Origin of the sequence: Ensifer sp. BR816, from assembly GCF_000378985.1 — a bacterium.
Lineage (GTDB): Bacteria > Pseudomonadota > Alphaproteobacteria > Rhizobiales > Rhizobiaceae > Sinorhizobium.
Genome location: NZ_KB905370.1, coordinates 2,960,599 through 2,984,126, shown reverse-complemented (window position 1 = coordinate 2,984,126; position 23,528 = coordinate 2,960,599). Strand labels below are relative to the sequence as shown.

The 23,528-nt window shown below is 62.6% G+C and carries 21 protein-coding genes and 1 pseudogene; 14 read left to right on the top strand and 8 right to left on the bottom strand.

The window, feature by feature from the left end; translation table 11 throughout:
- The first annotated feature begins 166 nt into the window (after positions 1–166).
- Together RHIBR816_RS35960 and RHIBR816_RS0114340 are read left to right on the top strand one after the other, a co-directional pair.
- On the top strand, positions 167–340 hold the full coding sequence (locus tag RHIBR816_RS35960; RefSeq protein WP_018237251.1) for a DUF1328 domain-containing protein: 174 nt from the start codon (positions 167–169) through the stop codon (positions 338–340).
- 70 nt (positions 341–410) lie between these two features.
- On the top strand, positions 411–2,423 hold the full coding sequence (locus RHIBR816_RS0114340; RefSeq protein WP_018237250.1) for an AI-2E family transporter: 2,013 nt from the start codon (positions 411–413) through the stop codon (positions 2,421–2,423).
- 23 nt (positions 2,424–2,446) lie between these two features.
- Here RHIBR816_RS0114340 and RHIBR816_RS34170 read toward each other — a convergent pair whose 3' ends face one another.
- Together RHIBR816_RS34170 and RHIBR816_RS38385 are read right to left on the bottom strand one after the other, a co-directional pair.
- Positions 2,447–3,772, bottom strand: coding sequence for an adenylate/guanylate cyclase domain-containing protein (locus RHIBR816_RS34170; protein WP_245262748.1), 1,326 nt, complete (start codon positions 3,770–3,772; stop codon positions 2,447–2,449).
- Positions 3,773–3,836: 64 nt separating this feature from the next.
- Positions 3,837–4,124, bottom strand: a pseudogene (locus tag RHIBR816_RS38385) (adenylate/guanylate cyclase domain-containing protein); the annotation flags it as partial.
- A 285-nt stretch (positions 4,125–4,409) separates the two neighbouring features.
- Here RHIBR816_RS38385 and RHIBR816_RS0114330 point away from each other — a divergent pair.
- From RHIBR816_RS0114330 to RHIBR816_RS0114290, 9 genes are all read left to right on the top strand, one after another.
- Positions 4,410–4,622, top strand: coding sequence for a hypothetical protein (locus RHIBR816_RS0114330; protein WP_018237247.1), 213 nt, complete (start codon positions 4,410–4,412; stop codon positions 4,620–4,622).
- Between the two features lie 109 nt (positions 4,623–4,731).
- A complete protein-coding gene (locus RHIBR816_RS0114325) occupies positions 4,732–5,568 on the top strand; it encodes an N-formylglutamate amidohydrolase (protein ID WP_018237246.1) in 837 nt (278 codons plus the stop codon).
- Positions 5,565–7,457, top strand: coding sequence for a flavohemoglobin expression-modulating QEGLA motif protein (locus RHIBR816_RS0114320; RefSeq protein WP_018237245.1), 1,893 nt, complete (start codon positions 5,565–5,567; stop codon positions 7,455–7,457). The genes RHIBR816_RS0114325 and RHIBR816_RS0114320 overlap by 4 nt, the downstream gene beginning before the upstream one ends.
- A gap of 9 nt (positions 7,458–7,466) precedes the next feature.
- Positions 7,467–8,513: a glutathione synthase gene (locus RHIBR816_RS0114315; protein ID WP_018237244.1), complete on the top strand. Its 1,047-nt coding sequence runs from the start codon at positions 7,467–7,469 to the stop codon at positions 8,511–8,513.
- Positions 8,514–8,665: 152 nt separating this feature from the next.
- A complete protein-coding gene (ytfQ, locus tag RHIBR816_RS0114310; RefSeq protein WP_026186996.1) occupies positions 8,666–9,628 on the top strand; it encodes a galactofuranose ABC transporter, galactofuranose-binding protein YtfQ in 963 nt (320 codons plus the stop codon).
- Positions 9,629–9,781: 153 nt separating this feature from the next.
- Positions 9,782–11,299: a galactofuranose ABC transporter, ATP-binding protein YtfR gene (gene ytfR, locus RHIBR816_RS0114305; protein WP_026186995.1), complete on the top strand. Its 1,518-nt coding sequence runs from the start codon at positions 9,782–9,784 to the stop codon at positions 11,297–11,299.
- The gene (locus tag RHIBR816_RS0114300; protein WP_018237241.1) at positions 11,296–12,321 is read left to right on the top strand and encodes an ABC transporter permease; all 1,026 of its coding nucleotides are present in this window, start codon (positions 11,296–11,298) and stop codon (positions 12,319–12,321) included. The genes ytfR and RHIBR816_RS0114300 overlap by 4 nt, the downstream gene beginning before the upstream one ends.
- Positions 12,318–13,286, top strand: coding sequence for a galactofuranose ABC transporter, permease protein YjfF (gene yjfF / locus RHIBR816_RS0114295; RefSeq protein WP_018237240.1), 969 nt, complete (start codon positions 12,318–12,320; stop codon positions 13,284–13,286). The genes RHIBR816_RS0114300 and yjfF overlap by 4 nt, the downstream gene beginning before the upstream one ends.
- Positions 13,287–13,307: 21 nt before the next feature.
- Entirely contained in the window at positions 13,308–14,051 is a 744-nt protein-coding gene (locus tag RHIBR816_RS0114290; RefSeq protein WP_018237239.1) for a FadR/GntR family transcriptional regulator, read from the top strand.
- 24 nt (positions 14,052–14,075) lie between these two features.
- On the opposite strand, the gene RHIBR816_RS0114285 is transcribed toward RHIBR816_RS0114290, so the two are convergent.
- The 6 genes from RHIBR816_RS0114285 to RHIBR816_RS0114260 form a co-directional block, all read right to left on the bottom strand.
- On the bottom strand, positions 14,076–15,206 hold the full coding sequence (locus tag RHIBR816_RS0114285) for an ABC transporter ATP-binding protein (RefSeq protein WP_018237238.1): 1,131 nt from the start codon (positions 15,204–15,206) through the stop codon (positions 14,076–14,078).
- Positions 15,203–16,030, bottom strand: coding sequence for a carbohydrate ABC transporter permease (locus RHIBR816_RS0114280; RefSeq protein WP_018237237.1), 828 nt, complete (start codon positions 16,028–16,030; stop codon positions 15,203–15,205). Before RHIBR816_RS0114280 ends, RHIBR816_RS0114285 begins: the two co-directional genes overlap by 4 nt.
- Positions 16,027–16,929: a carbohydrate ABC transporter permease gene (locus RHIBR816_RS0114275; protein WP_026186994.1), complete on the bottom strand. Its 903-nt coding sequence runs from the start codon at positions 16,927–16,929 to the stop codon at positions 16,027–16,029. The genes RHIBR816_RS0114280 and RHIBR816_RS0114275 overlap by 4 nt, the downstream gene beginning before the upstream one ends.
- A gap of 128 nt (positions 16,930–17,057) precedes the next feature.
- A complete protein-coding gene (locus tag RHIBR816_RS0114270; protein WP_018237235.1) occupies positions 17,058–18,290 on the bottom strand; it encodes a sugar ABC transporter substrate-binding protein in 1,233 nt (410 codons plus the stop codon).
- 68 nt (positions 18,291–18,358) lie between these two features.
- Positions 18,359–19,261 (bottom strand): sugar phosphate isomerase/epimerase, encoded by a 903-nt coding sequence (locus RHIBR816_RS0114265; protein WP_018237234.1) that lies wholly within the window; start codon positions 19,259–19,261, stop codon positions 18,359–18,361.
- Positions 19,262–19,273: 12 nt separating this feature from the next.
- Positions 19,274–20,302, bottom strand: coding sequence for a Gfo/Idh/MocA family protein (locus tag RHIBR816_RS0114260; protein ID WP_198294145.1), 1,029 nt, complete (start codon positions 20,300–20,302; stop codon positions 19,274–19,276).
- Positions 20,303–20,436: 134 nt separating this feature from the next.
- Between RHIBR816_RS0114260 and RHIBR816_RS0114255 the strand changes: the two genes are divergently transcribed.
- The 3 genes from RHIBR816_RS0114255 (at position 20,437) to RHIBR816_RS0114245 (ending at position 23,419) form a co-directional block, all read left to right on the top strand.
- Entirely contained in the window at positions 20,437–21,474 is a 1,038-nt protein-coding gene (locus RHIBR816_RS0114255; protein ID WP_018237232.1) for a LacI family DNA-binding transcriptional regulator, read from the top strand.
- 319 nt (positions 21,475–21,793) lie between these two features.
- Positions 21,794–22,096, top strand: coding sequence for a hypothetical protein (locus RHIBR816_RS35955; RefSeq protein WP_084811073.1), 303 nt, complete (start codon positions 21,794–21,796; stop codon positions 22,094–22,096).
- A gap of 195 nt (positions 22,097–22,291) precedes the next feature.
- Entirely contained in the window at positions 22,292–23,419 is a 1,128-nt protein-coding gene (locus tag RHIBR816_RS0114245) for a site-2 protease family protein (protein WP_018237230.1), read from the top strand.
- The last annotated feature ends 109 nt before the right edge of the window (positions 23,420–23,528 follow it).

Genomic DNA, 23,528 nt, shown 5'->3' with positions numbered 1-23,528 from the left:
CTCTACAGCGCCGTACGTTCTTCAGGACGCACAAAGGACGCTGTAAGTCTTTGAAGCTACGCATCGTGCTTTCCGAAAATCGGGCCCGATTTTCGAGCCGATGCGCTAGGCTTCCTTCATGGCTGCCCTAATTGCTTACCAGGACGTCACGAATGAAGGTTGCGCCATGCTCAAGTGGGCTCTTATTTTCCTGGTTATCTCGCTGATTACCGGATTCCTCGGTTTTTCCGGCATCTCCGCGGCGACGGCCGGGATCGCCAAGATCCTGTTCTATCTGGCGCTCGCCATATTCCTGCTCTTCCTGATCCTTGCGCTGCTCGCCGGCAGTGCCGTGGTGTAGGCCTCATCTTGCCCAAGGCCCTTCGGAGATGCACAAGGCAGTCTGAAGGTTTCGGGGCATAGGGGATAAGATGCTGAGGTTTTCGCGGAGAGCCGACCAGGATCCGGTCAAGGCCGGTACCAGATCATTGCAGATCGCAGGCGCGCCAGGAACGGCGGCAATCGCCCAGCCTTCCCGGCTTCCGACGCTTGCCGCGACGGCGGCGACGGTGGCTGTCCTCTATTTCGCCAGCGAAGTGTTTCTGCCACTGGCGATCGCAATCCTGCTCACCTTCGCGCTTGCGCCGGCTGTATCGAGACTTCGAAGAGTGGGGCTGCCGCGCTCGGTCGCCGTAATCGGCACCGTCGCGACGGCCTTCCTATTCCTCACCGCATTCAGCGCCATCCTCGCGGTGCAGGTCAGCGAGGTGGCGCAGAACCTCCCCACCTACCAGTACAACATCATCGAAAAGGTCCGGGTGCTGAAGGAGGCGGGATCGGAAAGCCAGATCTTCGAACGCCTCAGCCGCGTCGTGGAAAGGATCAGCACGGAAATCAGCCGGCCCAGGCCGGAAACGCCCGTATCCCCCGCACCGGAACCTGAGCAGAAACCACTTCTCGTGGAGATATTTTCTCCTGAACGCCCGATAGAAACGCTCAGGAACATCATCAATCCGCTACTCGGGCCTTTGGCCACGACCGGCCTCGTCGTTGTCGTCGTCATCTTCATGCTTTTCGAAAGGGAGGATCTGCGCGACCGCTTCATCCGGCTGGTCGGCTATGGTGACCTGCACCGCACGACCGAGGCCCTGCAGGACGCCGGCGCGCGGGTCGGCCAGTATCTGCTCATGCAGCTGGTGGTGAACATCACCTATGGCATACCCCTTGCCGTCGGCCTCTGGTTGCTCGGCATCCCCAACGCGATCCTCTGGGGGATGCTCGCCATCGTGCTGCGCTTCGTCCCCTATATCGGCCCCGTCATCGCGGCCGTCCTTCCCCTGTTTCTCGCCTTCGCCGCGGCGCCGGGCTGGAGCCTACTGGTCTGGACGGCGGCTCTCTTCATCGTCCTGGAGCTCCTCAGCAACAATGTCGTCGAGCCGTGGCTCTACGGTTCGCGGACCGGCCTTTCACCCCTCGCGATCATTGTCGCGGCGATTTTCTGGGCCTGGCTCTGGGGGCCGGTCGGCCTGGTGCTGTCGACGCCGCTCACGGTTTGCCTGGTCGTGCTAGGCCGCCATGTCCCGCAGTTCGAGTTCCTGGAAATCCTGTTGGGCAACGAGCCCGTGCTCGATCCCAAGGAACGGCTCTATCAACGGTTGCTCGCCGGCGATCCGGACGAGGCGACCGACAACGCCGAAGAAATGCTCGAGGAGAAATATCTCGTCGAATTCTACGACACGGTCGCAATTCCCGCCCTGCTGCTCGCGGAGCACGACCGCACCCGCGGCGCTTTGTCCGAGCCGCAGGTGGCCCAGATTGCCCAGAGCGCCCGCACGCTCGTCGCCAATCTCGAGGAAATCGCCGCGGAAGAGGAAGAAGAAGACGAGGAGGATGAGGCCGGCGAAAACAACGGCGAAGGAGACGACCCGAGCGACGACTATGACTTGCCCCTCGGAGACGGAAAAGCCGTGCTCTGCATCGGCGGACGCGGCGAACTCGACGACGTGACGGCGGCGATGCTCGCCCAGGTCATCCGCGTCCAAGGGGCGGAAGTCGCTTCCGCCAGCCATGAGGACTTGAAGCCCGGGACCATTCGGGCCCTGCCCTTCCCGGCGCGCAACGCGATCCTGGTGAGCTTCCTCGATGAGGATTCACTTCGCCATGCCAAGTTCATCGTGCGCCGGCTCAAGCGCATTGCGCCGAGCGCCCGCATCGGCATCGTGTTCTGGCGGGAAGACGGCACGCCGAACGCTGAAATGGTCGAAGAGTTGCAGGCCGATTTCGTCGTCTCCGTGATTTCCGACGCCGTCCGCGAGGCGCTTTCCGACGAGGCCGCGCGGCCATTGAAGGCCGTGCGCGCGAAGATTGCCCGCCGCCATCAGGCGCGCAGGCGGCGCGGTTCGAGTGCGGAGAAGACGGCTCCCGTCGGCGAGGACGCGGTATAGGCCGCATCCTCCCGTTCACGGGGTCAGGCAGCGTAAGAAGCCGTGTCGCGCGACGCCGGCAGGCCGGCGGCGCGGGTTCGTTCCACCAGCGCCTCCAGGATCGCCCGGTCCTTGAATAGCTCCTGGCCAACCAGATACTCGGCAGACAACATGGGATCGAGGGCGAGTGCCTGGGCCACGAGTTCAACCGCGCGCTCGCTGTCACCACAGGCCATGCGCGCAGCAATCCGATAGAGGTAGGTGCGCCGCGTCTGGAACGGCAGCTTGTGCGCGACCTCGAACATCTCGTCGAAACGATCGAGCGCGTAGAGCGACGCGACCCGTTCCTCGGTGATCCAGACCGGCAGGAACGGATCCAGCGTCTCGGCGCGATCGAGCAGTTCGAGCGCACGCAGGGGCTCACCGGCGAACACGTAGTAGGCCGCGCAGCGGCCGATCGTGTAGGCATCGTTGGGCGCCAGTTCGATCGCGCGTTCATGGTGGAAGCGCGATGCCACGAAATCGCCCCGCTTCATCTTGATCGCGCCCATGATGCGGTGGGCCTCCGGATCGGTGGGGTCGAGCTCCAGGGCATGAGCCGTCTGCAGTTCGCCAGCCTCGAGATCAAAACTCGGCAGTGAACTCCACGAGCAGACATGCATCGCGAAGGGTCGCCCGAAGCCCGGATCCGACTGCATAGCCTTTTCGAACCAGCCCATCGCTTCATGGAGGTGCAGGTCGGCGACGCCCGCCAGCCGATGATGATCGAGACCCCTGAGGTAGTGCTCGTAGGCGGACATGCTCTCCGGCCGTTTCAGGCGCGCCGCAGCGAGTTCGGACTGCTCGATCCGGCCGGATACCGTCGCGGCAACCCGCGCGGTGATCTCGTCCATGATGTCGAGGACCTCTGCGAAGGGACGCTGAATGCGATCGGACCAGAGCATATGCCCCTGCCCCGTTTCGATAAGGGCAATATTGACGCGCACCTGGGTGCCGGTCTTGCGCACCGAGCCGGCGACCACATAGCGGACGCCGAGCACCTTGCCGATTTCGACGGGATCGGCAGTTCGCAACACGCTTGACGCAGATCTCGACGTGACAAACAGGCTCTTCAATCGGCTGAGCTCGAGCGTCAGGTCATCCGTCATCCCTTCCGCGAGGAAGGACTGATCCTGGTCGCTCGACGACGCCGTTGAAAATGGCGTCACGACGACGGAATTCGGACGGACCGACGAGGGCGGCGCGGCACGGGTGGGCGCGACCTGGAAGCGGTGGCGGTCCATCGCCGCGCCGACGCGGTAGATTCGGACGGGCTCGGACACGCCCTTCAGCTGACGCTCGCCGACCGCCGAATGCACAGGGCGAGACACGGCGAACATTGTCGTAGAGCGACCCGGAAACCTCGATTTGACCGGGCTCGGCCAACGCCTCGATCCTGGCGGCAACATTGACGCCATCACCGCGAAGGTCGTCGCCGACAACGACCACATCGGCGAGGTGCAGGCCGAAGCGCATGTCCTGCGAGGAGGTCCGCGGCACAGCCCCGATCGCGCCGCGCATCTCCATGGCGGCGCGAAGCGCGTTCACGGGACTGGAGAATTCCGCGAGGATCGCATCGCCAGCCGTATTGAAGACCCTGCCCTCAAAGCGCGTGACGATCTCTCCTATGACCGTCATGCAATCGACGACGCGCGCGATGGTCTGTTCCTCGTCCTGCTCCATCGCAGACGTCGAGGCGACAAAATCGCCGACCAGAATGGCAGCCAGCTTCCGCTGCATCTCCGCTGTTCCCTGCACGCCCAGGAAAGCGCGAATGATAGCATGGCGGTCCGCGAAGCGCCTAATCCGGCCGGGTGACGGCCCAGACGATGAGAGTAGAAACGTCGCTTTCGCAGGTCAGAAAGCGTATAAAGTTCATAGCTGTGTCCCGGGAGCGTCCAAAAGGCCCGGAACGTTCCGACGACACTGGAGTTCTGGGCACTCGGGATAACAACCTGGAGTGAAGCCATGGAACAGATGAACGCGCGTAAGCTGGCAGACGAATATCTGCGCCTCGGCGGCCACCGTCGAGTGGTCATCGACGACAACGTGACGTCGATCCGGAACTGGGAGCCGGAGCCGGACGAGGCCGAAGCCTTCTGGAAGACCAATGTCGAAACGCTCAGCCCCGAGCGGCAGCGGGAAGTGGCACTCCTCTTGCCCACGATCAATCGCGCCTGAGGAAAGCGCCCTCTAAGGTTCTCCTTCGGCCGTTGGAACCGAAAAACTTCGTTCGGAATTGTAGCTGAAGACCGCGTCTTCGAATGCAACCGAACGCGGTCGCGGAGCCATGGATATGAACACAGCGCGCCAAGCCGATGCGGATTTGACACGCCCAGCGCTGAGCGAATGGTGGACGCAGCATCGCGGCCAGTCGCCCGTCGTCGCGACCGCTATTCACAATGGCCACACGATGCGCGACGCCGTGAAGCGCTTGTGTCGGCTTGGCGAGGACGAGCGCCTTCGCGAAGAGGATCCCTTTACCGAGGTCATTATCCGCGATGTGCCGAACCGGATCGTTGTTCACCGTTCTCGTTTCGAGGTCGATATCAATCGACCACGCGACGGCGCCATCTACCTGCGGCCGGAACAGGCCTGGGGTCTCGACGTGTGGACGGAGGCGTTGCCCGGCGAGATTACCGAAGCGTCGCTCGCCATTCACGATGAATATTATGCCATGCTGAAATCGTACCTCAGCGGCATCGAACGCTGCCATAAACGCTTCGTCCTTCTCGACGTGCACAGTTACAACCACCGCCGCGGCGGCCCCAAGGCCGAGCGGACGAGCGCCGCGGAAGCACCGGACGTCAATATCGGCACCATTTCCATGGACCGGACGAAATGGGCGCCGGTGGTCGATCGCTTCGTGGAAGCAGTACAGTCCTTCGACTTTCCGGGCGGCCGGCTGGACGTGCGGGAAAACATCGCCTTTCAGGGGCGCGGCTACCAAACACGCTTCATCCACGAGCATTTCCCGGACACGGGCTGCGCGATCGCGGTCGAGTTCAAGAAGATCTTCATGGAGGAATGGACCGGAGAACCGTGCCTCGAAGCACTCGGCGCGCTCCGAAGACTGATCGCTTCGACGCTGCCGGTACTCGCCAACGCATTGGAGTCGGAACGATGAAACCGGCGAGCGCGCGCAGCGCCATATCACCGGACGATCTGGATTGGCTGGCCGATGTGATCGCCGCGATCGAGGCGGGAAAGGCGGTGCGGAAAGACCTGCCGGGCGGCGGGCGCCTGCATATCGATCGGGCCCTACCCTTCCTCTGCGTCCACATCTCAAGTGACCGTCATGCTCCCGTCGCGCGAGAGATAACCCAGGCCAATGCTTCCTATCTGCTCGCGCCGGACGGCCCGACCGCCGCAGCGATCGTCACCGCCGTCGGGGCGCTTCTCGAGCGCCGCTTCGGAGCGTTCATGGTGCTCGAAATGGGCGAACTCGCCTCTGACGAGTTGCTCACCGACAAGGCACCATTTCTGCCGCCGTTCACAATCGAAGTGACGGCAGAGAAAGCCGGCCCGATCCGTGCAGCCGTACGCGCCTTCATCGCGGCGATCGAGGCGACGAAGGTGAAGTTCCGCACGCCACGAGCCGAAGTGCACAACTGGCCGGAAGAAACACGCGCCGCCGCCGGGGCGCTCGACGTACCGTTCCCGTTGATGCGCGTGCGCTTTGCGCCGGTCTACTGCCAGCAGGAGTCGAACAAGACCTATCCGGAGCTTCGTGAGCGTCTGATCGCTGCCATCTTTGATGCCGGCCTGCACGCCTTCGCGGCGTTCGCCAGCGCGACGGGAAGCCTGAGCACGCCGACCCATCGCGCCCTGGGGCGAAAAGCCTTTGTCGACGCCGTCGTACGCACCGACCGCTGCATCGACGAAGTGGCCTCCACCTTCGACTTCCTGCTTGCCGTCACGCCGATAAACGCCGCAGCCGCCTGGACCGAGTTTGCCGCAAGCGATTTCGGTCGAGCGCCACGCTTTCTTTATCGGCCCTTGACCCTGCAGGTGGAGGCGGCGAAGCGAAAGCTATTTTCCATTCCCTTCGAGCATCTCGAGGACCCGGTGCTTTACCAGCTTTACCGCGAGAAGCAGCAGGAACTCGATCTGCAACTCTCGATTCTTTCCGCGCGGGAAACGGCAAAATTCATAGAGTTTGGCCGTGCCCTGTACGGGCCGGTGGAGACCGCGCTCCTGCAGGCCGCAGGAGACGTCCTCACCCGCACCGACAATGGCGCAACCTCGGTGGCCGAATCGGCAATCCGCGTGCGCGCGGATTGCTACCATGTCGAAAGGCGGGCGCGTGAAATGATCGCCGAATATGCGCGTCGTTGCAGCACCTTCGAAGCGCGCGTTGAAGTGCGGGACGATCTTCCTTCCGGTTTGCTGGTATCGGGCAGGCGGTTGCTGATCGCGAGAAGCACGCTTATGCCGGTCGATCGTGTCGAGGCTATTCTGAGCCACGAGATCGGGGTTCATCTCCTGACCTATTTCAACGGCTCGGCCCAGGGCTTGCGCCTTTTTCGCTCAGGGCTTGCCGGATACGAGGGTATGCAGGAAGGCTTGGCGGTCTTTGCAGAATACCTGTCTGGCGGCATGACGAGCGAACGGCTTCGCCTGATCGCGGCGCGGGTGATTGCCTGCGCCTGCATGCTTGACGGCGCGTCGCTGCCGGAAGCCTATCGGCTTCTCGCCCGCGAGCACGGATTACCGGAGGCAGACGCCTTCAATGTGGTTCTACGCGTCTATCGCGGCGGCGGCCTCGTCAAGGATGCGATCTATCTGCGCGGGCTCCTGCAACTGCTCGACCATCTCGCAGATGGCGGCGCGCTCGAACCCTTCTGGATGGGAAAGATCGCGGCTTCGCATTTCGGGGTCATGCAGGAACTCAGCGCGCGCGGCCTGCTCGGCGGGCCGGCGGTGCGCCCCATGTTCCTCGACCATCCCCAGGCACCGGCGCGGCTTGCCAAGGCGCGCTCCGGCCTGTCTCCGCTCGAACTGTTGGATACTTAGGAGCCGCTCATGCGCATCGCCTTTTTCGTCAACTCCATCGAGGGCGAGGCGACGTATTACACGACGACGTCGCTGGCGCTCGCCGCACTCTCCCGTGGCCATGAGGTCTGCTATGTCACGCCCGGGGATTTCGTGCTTCGACCGGACGACAGCTTGCTGATCCGCGCCACCACCCTGAACGGCGCCAAACCGAAGAAGCCGGAAACGTTGCTGACAAGTCTCAAGGAAGCTCAAGCGAAGGTCATCACCATGGACATCCGCGAGGTCCAGGTGCTGTTTCTGAGGAACGACCCGTCCGAGGACGCCGATCGACGTCCCTGGGCGGTCTATGTCGGGACCAATTTCGGCCGGCTGGCCGCGGCCCGTGGCGTCATCGTCGTCAATGATCCCGACGGTCTGGCGCTGGCACAGAACAAGCTCTACTTCCAGGGCTTCCCGGAAATCGTCCGGCCAACGACGATGATCTCCAGGAGCATCGAGGAAATCCGCAGCTTCATCGAAGCGCACCCGGACGGGGTCATCCTGAAACCGCTGCAGGGGTCGGGGGGCAAGAATGTCTTCAAGATCCAGTCCAAGGAGGAGGTCAATCTCAACCAGATTTTCGAGGCGGCGAGCGGGGCCGGATATCTGATCGCCCAGACCTATCTGCCGGACGCGGTCGGCGGCGACATCCGGCTTTTCCTGATGAACGGGCGGCCGCTCGAACGCGAAGGCGCTTATGCCGCGTTCCGGCGCGTCCCGGCGAAGGGCGACGTTCGCTCGAACCTGCATGCCAGCGGCACTGCAGAACCGGCGACCGTCACGCCGGAAATTCTCGCGATCGCGGATAAATTGCGCCCCAAACTGATCGAGGACGGCATGTTCCTGGTCGGCCTCGATATCGTCGGCGATCGCATACTGGAAGCCAACGTCTTCACCCCCGGCGGGCTTCCCGAGATCGAAGCCGCGCATGGTGTCGATTTCGGCGAGGACATCGTCGTCGCGCTGGAGGAGAAGGTGCGGATCCAACAGTCCTACCGGGGTGGGATAGCCAACCGAACGCTGGCGACGCTTTGATACGCGTGGCAGCGACGGGACCCGCCCCCACAATTTCAGGCGGAATTTTTGGGGACGAGCGGCGGCCGCGACAAATGTGAGTTTACAAAAGTAATATTATATGATTTTTTCTCGACAGCTGCATGGAGAGCAGCTTTCTTTGGGAGGAAATCATGAAATTCGTGAAGGCACTTGCTAGTGCAACGATCCTTGCTGCCTGCACCTTCGGCAGCGCCTCGGCTGCCGATCTGGTCGTCGGCTTTTCCCAGATCGGTTCGGAGTCCGGCTGGCGCGCCGCCGAGACGACGCTGACCAAGCAGCAGGCCGAACAGCGCGGCATCGACCTGAAATTCGCCGATGCCCAGCAGAAGCAGGAAAACCAGATCAAGGCGATCCGGTCCTTCATCGCCCAGGGCGTCAACGCCATCCTTCTGGCGCCGGTCGTCGCCACCGGCTGGGACGAAGTCCTGCAGGAAGCCAAGGATGCGGAAATTCCGGTGATCCTGCTCGACCGCACCGTCGACGCACCGAAGGAGCTCTACCTGACGGCGGTGACATCCGATCTCGTGCATGAGGGCAATGTCGCCGGCAAGTGGCTTGTCGACACGGTTGCCGGCAAGCCCTGCAACGTCGTCGAGCTTCAGGGCACGACGGGCTCCTCCCCGGCGATCGATCGCAAGAAAGGCTTCGAAGCGGCGCTCGCCGGCAAGGACAACCTGAAGATCGTCCGCAGCCAGACCGGCGACTTCACCCGCACCAAGGGCAAGGAAGTCATGGAAAGCTTCCTGAAGGCCGAGGACGGCGGCAAGAACATCTGCGCGCTCTATGCCCATAACGACGACATGGCCGTCGGCGCCATCCAGGCGATCAAGGAAGCCGGCCTGAAGCCGGGCAAGGACATCCTCGTCGTCTCGATCGATGCCGTGCCGGATATCTTCCAGGCCATGGCCGCCGGCGAAGCCAACGCCACAGTCGAGCTGACGCCGAACATGGCCGGCCCCGCCTTCGACGTGCTTGCCACCTATCTGAAGGACGGCAAGGAACCGGCGAAGTGGATCCAGACGGAATCGAAGCTTTATACCCAGGCCGACGATCCGATGAAGGTCTACGAGGAAAAGAAGGGCCTCGGATACTGATCTCGCTTGCGGTCCGCGCGATACGCTCGCGCGGGCCGTAATGTTCCGCGGCTTGTGCCGCGCACCGCGAAAGAACGCCTGACCCATGGCGAGGAATGGCGTGCATCCGCCCCAGAGGCCGATTGCACCGCCTTCCAACGCAGAGACAGTTTCATGCAGACCAACAGCGACAATATTCTTTCGGCTGTCCGGATCGAGAAGGGCTTTCCCGGAACGAAGGCTCTCGACAAGGTCGATTTTCACCTGCGGCGTGGCGAGGTTCATGCGCTGCTCGGTGAAAACGGCGCCGGCAAATCGACGCTTATCAAGTGCCTGACCGGCGCCTATCGGCGGGACGGAGGCAGCATTCTGCTCGACGGCGCAGAGGTCGACCCGCGCGATACTTTCGATGCCCAGCGGCTCGGTATCGGCACCGTCTACCAGGAGGTAAACCTCCTGCCGAACCTGACGGTCGCGGAAAATCTCTTCCTCGGACGCCAGCCGCGCCGCTTCGGCATGGTCGATACGCGCACCATGAACCGCAAGGCCCGCGAACTGCTCGCCGAATACGAGCTCGACCTTGATGTCACCCGCGACCTGGCAAGCTATTCGGTGGCGATCCAGCAGGTCGTGGCGATCGCCCGCGCCGTCGATCTGTCCGGCAAGGTGCTGATCCTCGACGAGCCGACGGCGAGCCTCGACGCGCACGAGGTCGCCATGCTCTTCCGCATCGTCCGGCGCCTCAAGGCGCGCGGGCTCGGCATCATCTTCATCACCCACTTCCTCGAGCAGGTCTACGAAATCTCCGACCGCATCACCGTGCTGCGCAACGGTCAGCTGGTCGGCACGCGCGAAACCTCCGACCTCAACCGGCGCGACCTGATCGCCATGATGATCGGTCGTGAGCTCGCAGCCGAGATTCATTCTGCGCGCACCGAAACCGCCGAAGGCCGGATGCGCTACCGCTTCAGGAACTATGGCCGCCGCGGCCGTATCAACCCTTTCGATCTCGACGTCCGGGCCGGCGAGGTGGTCGGCATCGCCGGCTTGCTCGGCTCGGGGCGCACCGAGACAGCGGAGGTGCTTTTCGGCGCCCATCGCGCCGACAGCGGCAGCGCGGAAATCGACGGCCAGACGGTCGATCTGTCGTCGCCGCGGGCCGCGATCCGCCACAAATTCGGCTTCTGCCCGGAAGACCGCAAGACGGCCGGTATCGTCGGCGATTTGTCGGTGCGCGAGAACATCGTGCTCGCCCTGCAGGCAAGGCGCGGCTGGACGCGGCCGCTCTCGCGCGCCGAACAGAACCGGCTGGCCGATCAGTATATTCGGGCGCTCGACATCCGCACCGCCGACCGCGAGAAGCCGATCAAGCTCCTATCCGGCGGCAACCAGCAGAAGGCGATCCTCGCCCGCTGGCTTGCGACCGAACCAGAATTCCTGATCCTCGACGAACCGACGCGCGGCATCGATGTCGGCGCGCATGCCGAGATCGTCAGGCTGATCGAGAGCCTGCGCGAGAAGGGCCTGTCGTTGATCGTCATCTCGTCCGAAATCGAGGAGCTGGTCGCCTATAGCTCGCGGGTCGTCGTGCTGCGCGACCGCAGCCACGTCGCCGAGCTCGGCGGAGACCGTATTACAGCGCATCAGATCGTCGAAGCGATCGCAGCGGCAAACGAGCGGGAGGCATCGTGACATCGACCGTCCGGACCTATCTTGGCAGGCTGCTGCCGCAATTGATCGCGCTGGCAATCATTATCACCGCGATTTCAATCATTTTTCCAGGTTTCCTCAACCTGCAGATCCAGAACGGCCGGCTTTACGGCAGCCTCATCGATATCCTCAACCGCGGCGCGCCCGTGGTGCTGCTGGCGATCGGCATGACGGTCGTCATCGCCACCAAGGGCATCGATCTCTCGGTCGGCGCCGTGATGGCGATCTGCGGCGCGGTATCCGCCTCGCTGATCACCTCCGGCCATTCACTCGTCGAGACGCTGCTTGTCACGCTCGCCGTCGGCATCCTCTGCGGGGTCTGGAACGGCATCCTCGTCGCCGTCCTCGATATCCAGCCGATCATCGCCACCCTCGTGCTGATGGTCGCCGGGCGCGGCATCGCCCAGCTCATCACCGAGGGCGCCATCCTCACCTTCATCGATCCCGGCCTCATCTTCATCGGCAGCGGCTCCTTCCTGGGCCTGCCGATGCCAGTCGTCATCTGGCTGATCTTCGGCATTCTGGTCGCGCTCGTCGTCCGGCAGACGGCGCTCGGGATGCTGGTCGAAGCGGTCGGCGTCAACAGGGAGGCGAGCACGCTCTCGGGCGTCTTCACGCCGGTGCTGCTGATCGCGGCTTATGTCCTTTCCGGCCTGTGCGCGGCGATCGCCGGTATCATCGCCGCCGCCGACATCAAGGGGGCCGACGCCAACAATGCCGGGCTCTGGCTGGAGCTCGACGCGATCCTCGCGGTCGTGGTCGGCGGGACGTCGCTGCTCGGCGGCCGGTTCAGCATCGCCGCATCGGTGCTCGGCGCCGTCATCATCCAGGCGATCAACACCGGCATCCTCCTGTCGGGCTTCCCGCCGGAATTCAACCTGATCATCAAGGCGGCGATCATCGTCTTCATCCTGGTGCTGCAGTCGCCCCGTTTCCGGACCGCCTTCACATACGTGAGCATGCCACGCGCAGCCGGCAAGCCGACCGAGCGAGAAGCAAAATGAAGCAGAAATACCTTCCGCTTACGGCAACGATCCTGATCTTCCTTCTGAGCTACGCGCTCTGTGTGGCGCAATACCCGAACATGCTTTCGACGCGGGTAATCGGCAACCTACTCACCGACAACGCCTTCCTCGGCATTGCCGCCGTCGGCATGACCTTCGTCATTCTCTCGGGTGGCATCGACCTCTCTGTCGGCGCGGTGATCGCCTTTACCGGCGTCTTCCTCGCCGTCGTGCTCGAACAGACCAGCATACATCCACTTGCCGCTTTCGCCCTGGTTCTTGCGATCACGACGCTCTTCGGGGCGCTGATGGGCGCGATCATCCATCACCTCGAAATGCCGGCCTTCATCGTCACCCTTGCCGGAATGTTCCTCGCCCGCGGCATGGCCTTCGTGCTCTCGATCGATTCCATCCCGATCAAGCATCCGTTCTACGCGACGTTGAAGAGCCTCTACTTCAAGCTGCCGGGCGGCGGACGGATCACCCTCATCGGCGGGCTCATGCTGCTTGTCTTCGCGGTCGGCATCCTCGTTGCGCACCGGACGCGTTTCGGCACCAATGTCTATGCGCTTGGCGGCGGCACGGCGACGGCCAAACTCATGGGCGTGCCTGTCGCCGGCACGACGATCAGGATCTACGCACTTTCGGGGCTGCTGGCAGGTCTCTCCGGCATCGTCTTCTCGCTCTATACCTCCGCCGGCTATTCTCTCGCTGCGGTCGGCGTCGAGCTCGATGCGATCACCGCGGTCGTCATCGGCGGCACGCTGTTGACCGGCGGGTCGGGCTTCGTTGCCGGCACGCTGGTTGGCATCTTCATCCAGGGTCTCATCCAGACCTACATCACCTTCGACGGAACGCTTTCGAGCTGGTGGACCAAGATCCTGATCGGCCTGCTGCTCTTTGCCTTCATCCTGCTCCAGAAGGGTATCATCCGCCTGTCCCGTCCCGAACGGCAACACGCATGACGAGGTGGAGGGCCGTGTAAAATGCCGTCGTCGGGTTTCGGCAATCAGCCGGGCAAGCGAACCAGCCACAGGCTCGTCGTCGACGAGCTTGGCCAGGCGATCGTTTCCGGTCAGTTCCCGGTCGGCGAGACGCTTCCCGGCGACACGGAACTTGCGGCGCGCTTCAACGTTTCCCGAACCGTCCTGCGCGAAGCGATGAAGACGCTTGCCGCCAAGGGGCTCGTCGTGGCTCGGGCGCGGATCGGCACGCGCGTCATGCCGCGGGCCAACTGGAACCTGTTCGATGGCGATGTGCTCACCTGGCATTTCAGCGCCGGCGTCGACGAGACGTTCCTGCGTCACGTCAGCGAAGTGCGCCTCGCCCTCGAACCCTATGCGGCAAGCCTCGCCGCCCGCCGCGCAACCGATGCCGATATCGCCTGGATGATGCGGCTTGCCGTAGCCATGGCGGACGCGGGCCATAGCGGCCAGACGCTGGCGAAAGCCGACCTCGAATTTCACCTGCGGCTGCTGGAGGCGTCGCTCAATCCCTTCATGCGCTCGGTCGGGAGCCTGATCGAGGCCGCACTGGTCGGTGTATTCAGGCTCACAAGCCCGTCAGCCGATGACGCCGAAATCGATCGGGTCGCCATGGCGCATATTCGCATCGTCGAGGAGATCGGCCGCCGCAACGAAGAGGGCGCACGCAGCGCCATGGAACACGTCATCCGGGTTGGCCAGGAGCGGCTGATCCTGAATCTGAGGGCGCAAGAGCCGTCCTCATAAAGACGCGCGGCCCCGGTCGCCGCCCTATCTCGCCCGCTCGGCAAGCTGGAGGCGCGGCGGGGAGGCGGCCATGGCGGGCGACGCCTCGATCCGCTTCCCCGTTTCCGCGTCGAACAAATGCAATTGCCTCGGATCGATCGCCAGTCCGATGACGTCGCCGCTTTTCACCTCTCCGCGTCCGGTCTCGACGACCGTCAATTCGGGTTGCGTCGCGGTGGTGACGTATGTGGCCGAGCCCGTTGACTCGACGATGCCGACGGGAATATCGAAGGCCCCCTCGCCGGCGGCGACGATCCTGATATGCTCCGGGCGGATGCCGACCGAGACGGCAAGGCCGGGCGCCAGGCGAGTGGCTAGCGGCAGCCTCGCCCGCGTCCTGCCGAAATCGAGGATTGCGTCCAACCCGCCCTCGCCGACGATGGCCGGGATGAAGTTCATCGCCGGCGATCCGATGAAGCCGGCAACGAAACGGTTGGCAGGTTTGTCATAGAGGTCGAGCGGCCGTCCCTGCTGCTCGATCACGCCGTCGCGCATGACGACGACGTGGTCGGCCATGGTCATCGCCTCGATCTGGTCGTGCGTCACATAGACCGACGTTGCGTGCAGCCGATCGTGCAGTGCCCGGATCTCCTTGCGCATGTGGACCCGAAGGGCGGCGTCGAGGTTCGAGAGCGGCTCGTCGAACAGGAAGGCCTTCGGATGACGGATGATGGCGCGGCTCATCGCCACGCGCTGGCGCTGGCCACCCGACAGCTCCCGCGGATAGCGTTTCATCAGGTGCGAGAGCCCCGTGGTCGCGGCCACCTCTTCGGCCGCCTTGCGGGCTTCCGCCTTCTTCACGCCGCGAATGCGCAGACTGTAGGTCAAGTTCTCCTCGACGGTCATGTGCGGGTAGAGCGCGTAGGACTGGAACACCATCGCGACGTCGCGCTTGCGCGGCGGAACGTTGTTCATCAGTTGCCCGGCGATCTTCATATCTCCGGTCGTGATCTTCTCGAGGCCGGCGAGCGAGCGGAGCAGTGTGGACTTGCCGCAGCCGGAAGGACCTACAAGCGCAACGAACGTCCCCTCCTCTATGGCGAGGTTGATGTCCTTCAACGCGTGGAAGGCCCCATAGTATTTGTTGACGCCGTTGAGCTCGATCTGGAGGGTCATTTGAGGGCTCCCGAGGTGAGGCCGGAAACGATGCGGCGCTGCAAGAGGACGAAGGCGGCGAGAATGGGCGTCACGTAGATCGTGGCGTAGGCCATGATGTTGTTCCATTCATTGGTGTTCGGTCCCATGAAGGAGTTGAGGCCGACGCTGGCGGGCTGCAGTTCCACCGCCTGGATCAGCGATTTCGAATAGACGAATTCGCCGAAGGCCTGCATGAAGATCAGGATTGCGCTGACCAGGATGCCGTTTCTCGCAAGCGGCAGGACGATGTTGAAGAACGCGCCGATCCGCGAATTGCCGTCGACCAGCGCCGCCTCTTCGAGTTCCATCGGGACACTCATGAAAGTCGCCCGGACGAGCACGACGAAAAAGGGCATGCTCTTTGCGGCAATCGCCAGGATGACGGCAAGCCGCGGCATGTCGAGCAGGCCGAATTGCGAGAAGCCAACGAAGATCGGCGTCACCATCAGCGAGGCGGGCAGCACCTGAAGCATCAGGATCAGGAACAGCCCGACATCAACCCAGACATTGCGGTAGCGCGCCAGCACATAGGCGCAGCCGACGCCGAGCACCGTGATGAGCGATACTGCGCCCAGGGCGATAACCAGCGAATTCCACAGGTAGCGCCCCATGTTGCGGCTTTCCCAGACGTAGGAGTAGATGCTCCATTGCGGCTCGCTGGGCAAGAATTTCGGTGGGGTCGCGAACATCGCCGACCCGGTCTTCAACGCGGTGATGTACATCCAGTAGAGCGGGAAGAGGTAGATGGCCGCGAGGGCGAGCGCGACGCCGACCATCAGCCGATTGCGGAAGGTGTCACTCATCCTCGGACCTCATGGCGGGTGGAGCGTACGTAAACCACGGAAGCAAGCATCACGAAGACGATCATGATCACCGAGATCGTCGCGCCCTTGGCAAAGTCGTACTGGCGGAACGAAAGGTCCCAAGCCCAATATTGGGTTACATTGGACGCGTTGTTCGGGCCACCCGAGGTGATGCCTGCGAAGAGATCGAATTGCTGCAGGGTGAAGATCAGGCCGAGCGCTATGATCGCGCCGATCGTTGAGCGCATCATCGGTAGGGTGATCGTGAAGAACCGCTGCAGCGAGTTGGCTCCGTCAAGCTCCGCTGCCTCGTAGAGGTCCTTCGGTATGCCCGATAGCCCGACCGAGAGCAGGATCATGTTGAAGGAAGTACCCAGCCAGATATTCGCGATGATCACCGCCCAGAGCGAGTAGTGCGGATCGGAACGCCAGAAGATGTTGCCCTCGATGACGCCCATCTCCCTCAGAAAGAAGTTGAGGACGCCGAAATCGCCCGAAAGGATCCAGTTCCAGATAGCGCCGACGACCAGTCCGGGCATGACCCAGGAGACGAGAAAGAGACCGCGCAGCCACGATGCTCCTGGAAAATTCATCCAGAAGAAGAGAGCGAGGCCGAAGCCGATGAGGAATTGGCCGGCGATCGAGGCGCTGACGAACAGCGCCGTATTGAGCAGAATGGTCCGGGTTTCCGGCTGTGAGAAGAGATCGACATAGTTTTTGAAGCCGACGAACGGCCGCCAAAAGCTGCCGAGGCTGAACATGTCGACTTCCTGGAAGCTCATCACCACATTGTAGACGAGCGGCAGGCCGGACAAGACGAACAGGAAGGCAAGCGGCAACAGCACGAGGCCGATGTCGAAGCCGCTTCCGTCCGTGACGCTGGATAGCAATCTCTTCATGACGATCCCCTGCCGCCGCGGGCGATCCCGGCCGAAGCCGGAGATCGCCTCTCTCGGGAGGAAACTAAGCGGATGCAGAAGGGCAGTCCGCCGGTGAATGCCCGCCGCCATTTCGCTGGCGGCTTTTTTCAGCCCAGAACCGCCTTGATCTTCTCAGCCGCCTGGTCGAGCGCTTCCTTGGAGCTCATCTGCCCGGTCAGAGCCGCCTGGATCGCGTCCTGGATCGCTTTGGAAATCTTCGGCCATTCCGGATGCGGGCCACGGGGCTTGGCGTATTTCAACTGCTCGAGGAAGACCTTGAGGGCCGCATCCTTCAATGGTTCGCCGGTCGGCGGAATGGCGATGTCGGAACGGGCCGGCAACTGCCCGAAGTCCGCGAACATCCTTTCGTCCTGCGAAACGAAATATTCAAGCACCTTGAAAGCTTCTTCGGGATGCTCGGTGCTGGAAAAGATCGCCCAGTTGAAATCGCCCATCGCCGAGGACCGTTCCGCATCCAGTTGCGGCACCGGCAGCAGCGCTACGCCCCAATCGAACTTCGCCTCCTTGATCATTCGGTCGAGTTCCCAGGGGCCGGAAATCGCCATGGCCGCATTGCCGGAATTGAACGTGCCGGTCGAATCCCATTGACCGCGCGTCAGCGTATCCGGGGAGGCGAGCTTTTCGTCGATGATCGTCTTCCATATATCGAGCGCCTTGACCGCGCCCTCGGCATTAATCTTGTCGTAGCCGCCGCCGGCCATCTGGGCCCAGGGTAGGAACTGGAAGGTTCCCTCCTCGTTCGCCTTCGCGGAGAAGGCGAGGCCGTAGCCATTCGCGGCCGGGTCCGTCAGCTTGCGCGCCGCCTCGACCAGTTCGTCCCAGGTCTGCGGCGGCTTGTCCGGATCAAGGCCCTTCGCCTTGAACATGTCCTTGTTGTAGTAGAGGGCGATCGTATTGGTCGCCTTCGGAATGCCGTAATACTTGCTGTCCCACGTCACGGACGCGAGCGGACCGGGAAAGTAGTTCGCCGGCTTGACAACCGACGACTTCGCAATCATCTCGCTGAGATCGAGAAAGGCGCCGCGCGAGGAAAACAGCGCATGCTCCGGATTGTCGACGGCGATGATGTCCGGTGCCTGGCCCGTCGAATAAGCGCGCATCGCCTCGCTGACGACGTCATCGAACTGGATCTGCCGATATTCGACTTTAATTCCCGTATTGAGCTTATTGAAATCATTTATCAAGTTCGGCGCCGGCTGGATGTCTCTATCCAGCGACCAGACGCTGATCGTCACGTCTTCCGCACTTGCCGACAAGGCCGGCAGGGAAAGGCTGGCAAGGGCGAATGCGCCCAGCATTGCATATCTGCTGATACCCATGGACTCCTCCTCTCAATCGTTGACCCGCGGCCGGCATCCTCCATGCCGCCCGTCGGGCATGTCTCGCCTCAGGCAGGATCGGCGACGAAGTCACCGCCCCGGCAGGTCTTCAGGTAATTGAGCGCATGCACCTGGCCGGTCATTTCGAGCGCGTCGCGATAGACCGGATCGTGCCAGCCTTCGATATCGATCGAGCCGGACCAGCCGGCAAGCCTCAGCTCGGAGATGATGTCGGTCCAGTTGCTATCGCCGAAGCCGGGCGTGCGCATGAAGACGAACTTCTCCTTGCCGAAAATGCCGTGCTCGCGGATGACATCCCAGCGGATCGTCGCGTCCTTGCCGTGCACGTGGAAAATCTTGTGCGCCCATTTGCGGATCTGCGGCAGCGGCTCGATCAGGTAGACCATCTGGTGGCAGGGCTCCCATTCGAGCCCGATATGATCGTCCGGCGTCTCGTTGAAGATCAGTTCCCAGGCGTCCGGATTGTGGGCGATGTTCCAGTCGCCCGTCGCCCAGTTGCCGTCCATGGCGCAGTTCTCGAAGGCGATCTTCACGCCCTTCTCAGCGGCACGCGCGGCAAGCTCCCGCCAGACCTTGCGGTAGCGCGGCAGGCTGTCGGTGAGCGGCCGGTTGCGAAGGCGGCCGGTGAAGCCCGCGACGCACGTCGCACCGAAATGATGGGCATTGTCGATGCAGTCCTTCCAGCCCTCAAGCGTCTGCAGGTCGATATCGGTCTCCTCGAGCGGATTGCCGAACATGCCGAGCGTCGAGATGGTGATGTCGCGGTCCCCGATCGCGTCGCGGCAGCGCTTGCCCAACTCGGCGAGATCCTGCCCGTTGGTGGTCTGCCAGAAGAACGGCTCGAAACTTTCGAAGCCGAGGTCGGCGATTTCGGCGATGCGTTTCGCCGCCTCGCCCTTGGTGGCGCTGACCATTGTGCCGATGCGAATGGACTTTGCTGGGTCGCTCATCGATTGCCTCGCTCAGATTGTCACGCGTTGCCTGGCGCGGGCGCTCTCGATCGCCGCGAACACCATGGCAAGGCTGTTGATATTATCGTCGCTCGCCGTCTCCGGCTTCTTTCCGCTGCGGATCGAAGCGACGAAATCGGCAATCACGCTGGCATGCCCATGCGTTTGCCCCTGATGGGCAGGTTCAGGAATTTCGAGGGGCACCGGCTCGCGCAGCAGGCCTTCACTGCCTGTGACCGTATTGGCGCAGAATTCTTCAGCCCCGTCCCAAAGCAAAGTGCCGCGTGTCCCGGTGATCCGCCACGCGCTCTCCCAGCTCGTATTGGCGCCCTCGGCGCACCAGGAGCCCCGATAGGTGAAGGTGACCTCATCCGAGAATTCGAAGATCGCCGTTGCGGCCGCGCCGTGGCGATACCAGGAGCCGCGTGGATTCTCCTCGTGGCAATAGACGGCGAGCGGCTTCTTGTCGGCGATGAAGCGGGCGGCATCGAAAGTGTGGATCGCCATATCGAGAAGCAGGACGTGATCCATTTCTTCGCGAAAGCCGCCGAAATGGGCGCCAATGAAGAAGTCGCAGTGAATCCCGGTCAGTTCCCCGAGCCCACCCGCTTCGACGAAACGGCGGATCCGGCGCACGCCGGAGATGAAGCGGCGGTTCTGCACGACCGCATGCAGCTTGCCTGCCTCGTCGGCAAGCCGGATCAACTCTCGGGCGGCATCGAGCGAGGCGGCCATCGGCTTCTCGCTGAGCACGTGGCAGCCGTATCTGAAACCGGCGGAGACGACGTCACGACGCGCGGCTGGAACGACGACATCGAAGAGGATGTCCGGCTTCGTTTCCGCGAGCACCGCGTCGAGATCCGAGCCGATGACGACTCCCTCGAGGTCGAACTCGGCGGCAAGTGATACGGCGACTTCGGGCTTGACGTCGACGAGGCCGACGAAGTGGATCGCCAACCGGAGGTCGGGGTCGGCCGCGATCGCCTTCACCCAGCCTCTGGCCATAGCTCCGCACCCGCACAGAACTGCGCGCAAGATCACGATTCTCCTCCCGAAACCTACGATTTCGCCTTGTTTTGGCGCCCGTAAACGTTTACGGAACTATGCGGAGTTTCCGAAACATGTCAATAGGGAATCGGATCACGCGCGGACAGGCAGAGGAGGAAACGCTGCGAATGAAGGGTATTCGGCGTCTTGCGCAGCATCTCGACATCTCGATCGGAACGGTCTCACGCGCGCTGAACGGCCGCCCGGACGTCAACGAGGAGACGCGCAGGCGGGTGCTGGCAGCAGCCAAAGAACTCGGCTACGTGCCGAACCAGTCCGGCCGGAGTCTCCGCCAGGGCACGACGAACATCATCGGCTTCATGATGCAGACCGGAACCGAGATCACCGGCCAGGGCGACACGTTCTTCATGAGCGTCTTCGATGGCGTTCAGGCGGTTTTCGCCAGGCACAAGCTCGATCTCGTCGCCCTGCTCTGCTCATCTCAGGAGGATCCCGGCGATTACCTGCGCCGCGTCGTGGCCCGCGGCTTTGCCGACGGCGTCATCCTCTCGGCGACGCAAAGACATGATCCGCGCGTCGCTTTTCTCGCCGAGCGCAATATTCCCTTCGTCACCCTCGGCCGCACCCTCACGGATGCCGGCCAGCCTTGGCTCGACCTGGATTTCGAGGGCATGGCACAGGCGTCGATCGACCGGCTCGTGGCGCGCGGCCATCGCCGCATCGCCATCACGCGGCCGCATGACGACACCAACCTCGGCTATGTCTTCGTCGAACGCTGCCGGCAAGCCCTGGCGTCGCACGGCCTTACCCTTGATGACAGCCTGATCTTTCGGTCGACTCCCAACGAAGCCGGCGGTTATCAGGTCGGTCGCGATCTGCTGGCGCTCGGGGAGCGTCCGACTGCAATCGTGCTGATCAATGAAACGATTGCGATTGGCTTCTACCGCGCCCTTTCCGAGGCCGGCGTCAAACCGGGACGTGATATCGCGGTAATCGGCCGCTACAGTCCGCATGCCCAGTTTCTCTCGCCGGCCCTCACCTGCTTCCGGCTGTCACTGCGCGATCTCGGTATCGCCTTGGCCGAAACGCTGCTATCGACCATGCCGGCCTTCAGCCATGATTATCCGCAGGCGGCGGTAAACAAGCTCTGGCCGATGCAACTGGTGGAAGGCGCAAGCGACGCCGTCGATATCCACCATTCCTGAGTAGCCGGGCGCGGATTTATACCAGCACAGGTTGTTTTGCAAGCCATCTGCAGCCGCACGACGTTAATTCGCCAGATTTGAACTGTAACGCCGGCTGGTGTGGATCACTTTTGGCCGATCCCGCGGCTTGAAAGCATCAATGAACGCTGTCGGTTCTGACCCCGTGTCTTTCGTTGAAGAATTGGCGACCGTTCCTGTCGATCACGATGTTCCGCGTCGCCTCGAACATGGTCGAGGAACGTGCTCGATTCCAATGGGTTAGAGCGGGTTTCGAATGTGACGTGTTCTCTTTCGACTCCGCTCCTGGAAGGAGATCGTGATGCGCGGAGTTTTCTTTTTGCTTGTCGGAATATCAACGAGCACCTTTGCCTATGCTCATGACGCGCCAACCGGCTGGAAATACCCCAACTCCTGCTGCTCGAATTTTGACTGCCGCCACGTCAACCAGACAGCAATAAGCGAACGCCCACAAGGTTATATCATCAACGCGACGGGCGAGGTCCTCCCCTATTCCGACAGACGCGTGCGCATATCGCCCGATGGCGAGTATCACTGGTGCTCGGCTGCAGGCCAGGACCGGGGAAGAACGATCTGTCTCTTTGTTCCCGCGAGAGCCTATTGAGCTGCGCTTCACCGTGCTCGACTTTGCCGAGCCATTCAGGCCGTCGCTTCGGAACGATCTTGCTCGGCATTCGGTTGTGCAGATAACCAAGTTTGCCCGCCGCTCGGTGAGGTCGTGTCAAAGGCTCCGCGGGCGGCGTACACTGGTTCACGGCTAGGATTTGCCGAAGCCTACAGCACGTCAGGAGCGTATCGCATGGCTTGGTCCTTCAGGATCGGAACGATCGCCGGCACCGCACTTCGCGTGCATGTCACCTTCGCGCTGCTGCTCGTCTGGATATGGCTGATGCATTACAGGATCGGCGGCGCACCGGCCGCGCTTGAAGGCGTCGCATTCGTGCTGGCGGTCTTCGCCTGCGTCGTTCTCCACGAATTCGGCCATATCGCCGCGGCGCGCCATTTCGGCATCAAGACGCCGGATATCACCCTGCTCCCGATCGGAGGGGTCGCCCGGCTCGAGCGGATGCCGGAGGAGCCGGGCGCGGAATTCGTGATCGCGATCGCCGGACCGTTGGTCAACGTCGCGATCGCCGGCTTGATCCTGCTCTTCCTCCGGACCACCGTCGGCATGGAACAAATAGCAGGGATCGAGGACCCGCATATGGGCTTTCTGGCACGGCTCGCCGGGGTGAATGTCTTTCTCGTTCTTTTCAATATGATCCCGGCCTTCCCCATGGACGGCGGCCGCGTCCTGCGTGCAGCACTTGCCGCGCGCCTGAGCTGGTCGCGCGCCACCCAGATCGCCGCATTCATCGGCCAGGGCCTCGCCTTCGTCTTCGGCTTTCTCGGCCTGTTCTACAACCCGCTGCTGATCTTCATCGCGATCTTCGTCTATCTGGCGGCAAGCGCGGAAGCGCAGAATGCCCAGATCCGCGAGGTCTCCGGCAGCGTTCTCGTGAGCGACGTGATGATCACCGAATTCGCGACGCTCGACCGCATGGCGAGCATCGACGAGGCGATAGAGGCCCTCCTTGCGACGACGCAACGCGAGTTCCCCGTTGTCGATGCCTTCGGCCATATCGAGGGCTTGCTGACGCGTGACGACATAATCCGGACCTTGAAGGAGAAGGGCGCGGCGACCCCGGTCATCGAGGTGATGCGACGTGGCGTGCCAAGCATCCATTACCGCAAGCGCCTCGAGGAAAGCCTGCGGCTCATGCAGGAGGCGAATTCACCGGCAGTCGCCGTCGTGGATAGCACTGGTCGCCTCGTCGGCCTAATGACGCATGAGACCATCGGCGAGATGATGATGGTGCGTACGGCGGCAGCGGGCCGTTTTCGCTTCGGGCATTTGCGGCGTCGAAATCCCGAGAGCCGAGGCTGAACATCGAGCGGCTAGAGCAATTCCAGGAAAAGTGTGTAACGGTTTTCCGCCCGGAATTGCATAATTTCAAAGAATTGGATCAATTCACCGTTTCAATGAAACGATGAAG

Coding starts and splice junctions, on each gene's coding strand:
- RHIBR816_RS0114285 (WP_018237238.1), bottom strand. CDS start 15,206: ATGACCCTCCAGATCGAGCTCAACGGCGTCAACAAATACTATGGGGCC.
- RHIBR816_RS35960 (WP_018237251.1), top strand. CDS start 167: ATGCTCAAGTGGGCTCTTATTTTCCTGGTTATCTCGCTGATTACCGGA.
- RHIBR816_RS0114340 (WP_018237250.1), top strand. CDS start 411: ATGCTGAGGTTTTCGCGGAGAGCCGACCAGGATCCGGTCAAGGCCGGT.
- RHIBR816_RS0114280 (WP_018237237.1), bottom strand. CDS start 16,030: ATGAGTGACACCTTCCGCAATCGGCTGATGGTCGGCGTCGCGCTCGCC.
- RHIBR816_RS0114245 (WP_018237230.1), top strand. CDS start 22,292: ATGGCTTGGTCCTTCAGGATCGGAACGATCGCCGGCACCGCACTTCGC.
- RHIBR816_RS0114290 (WP_018237239.1), top strand. CDS start 13,308: ATGCCGTCGTCGGGTTTCGGCAATCAGCCGGGCAAGCGAACCAGCCAC.
- RHIBR816_RS0114320 (WP_018237245.1), top strand. CDS start 5,565: ATGAAACCGGCGAGCGCGCGCAGCGCCATATCACCGGACGATCTGGAT.
- RHIBR816_RS0114265 (WP_018237234.1), bottom strand. CDS start 19,261: ATGAGCGACCCAGCAAAGTCCATTCGCATCGGCACAATGGTCAGCGCC.
- ytfR (WP_026186995.1), top strand. CDS start 9,782: ATGCAGACCAACAGCGACAATATTCTTTCGGCTGTCCGGATCGAGAAG.
- ytfQ (WP_026186996.1), top strand. CDS start 8,666: ATGAAATTCGTGAAGGCACTTGCTAGTGCAACGATCCTTGCTGCCTGC.
- RHIBR816_RS0114330 (WP_018237247.1), top strand. CDS start 4,410: ATGGAACAGATGAACGCGCGTAAGCTGGCAGACGAATATCTGCGCCTC.
- RHIBR816_RS0114315 (WP_018237244.1), top strand. CDS start 7,467: ATGCGCATCGCCTTTTTCGTCAACTCCATCGAGGGCGAGGCGACGTAT.
- RHIBR816_RS0114325 (WP_018237246.1), top strand. CDS start 4,732: ATGGATATGAACACAGCGCGCCAAGCCGATGCGGATTTGACACGCCCA.
- RHIBR816_RS0114275 (WP_026186994.1), bottom strand. CDS start 16,929: ATGAAGAGATTGCTATCCAGCGTCACGGACGGAAGCGGCTTCGACATC.
- RHIBR816_RS0114270 (WP_018237235.1), bottom strand. CDS start 18,290: ATGGGTATCAGCAGATATGCAATGCTGGGCGCATTCGCCCTTGCCAGC.
- yjfF (WP_018237240.1), top strand. CDS start 12,318: ATGAAGCAGAAATACCTTCCGCTTACGGCAACGATCCTGATCTTCCTT.
- RHIBR816_RS35955 (WP_084811073.1), top strand. CDS start 21,794: ATGCGCGGAGTTTTCTTTTTGCTTGTCGGAATATCAACGAGCACCTTT.
- RHIBR816_RS0114255 (WP_018237232.1), top strand. CDS start 20,437: ATGAAGGGTATTCGGCGTCTTGCGCAGCATCTCGACATCTCGATCGGA.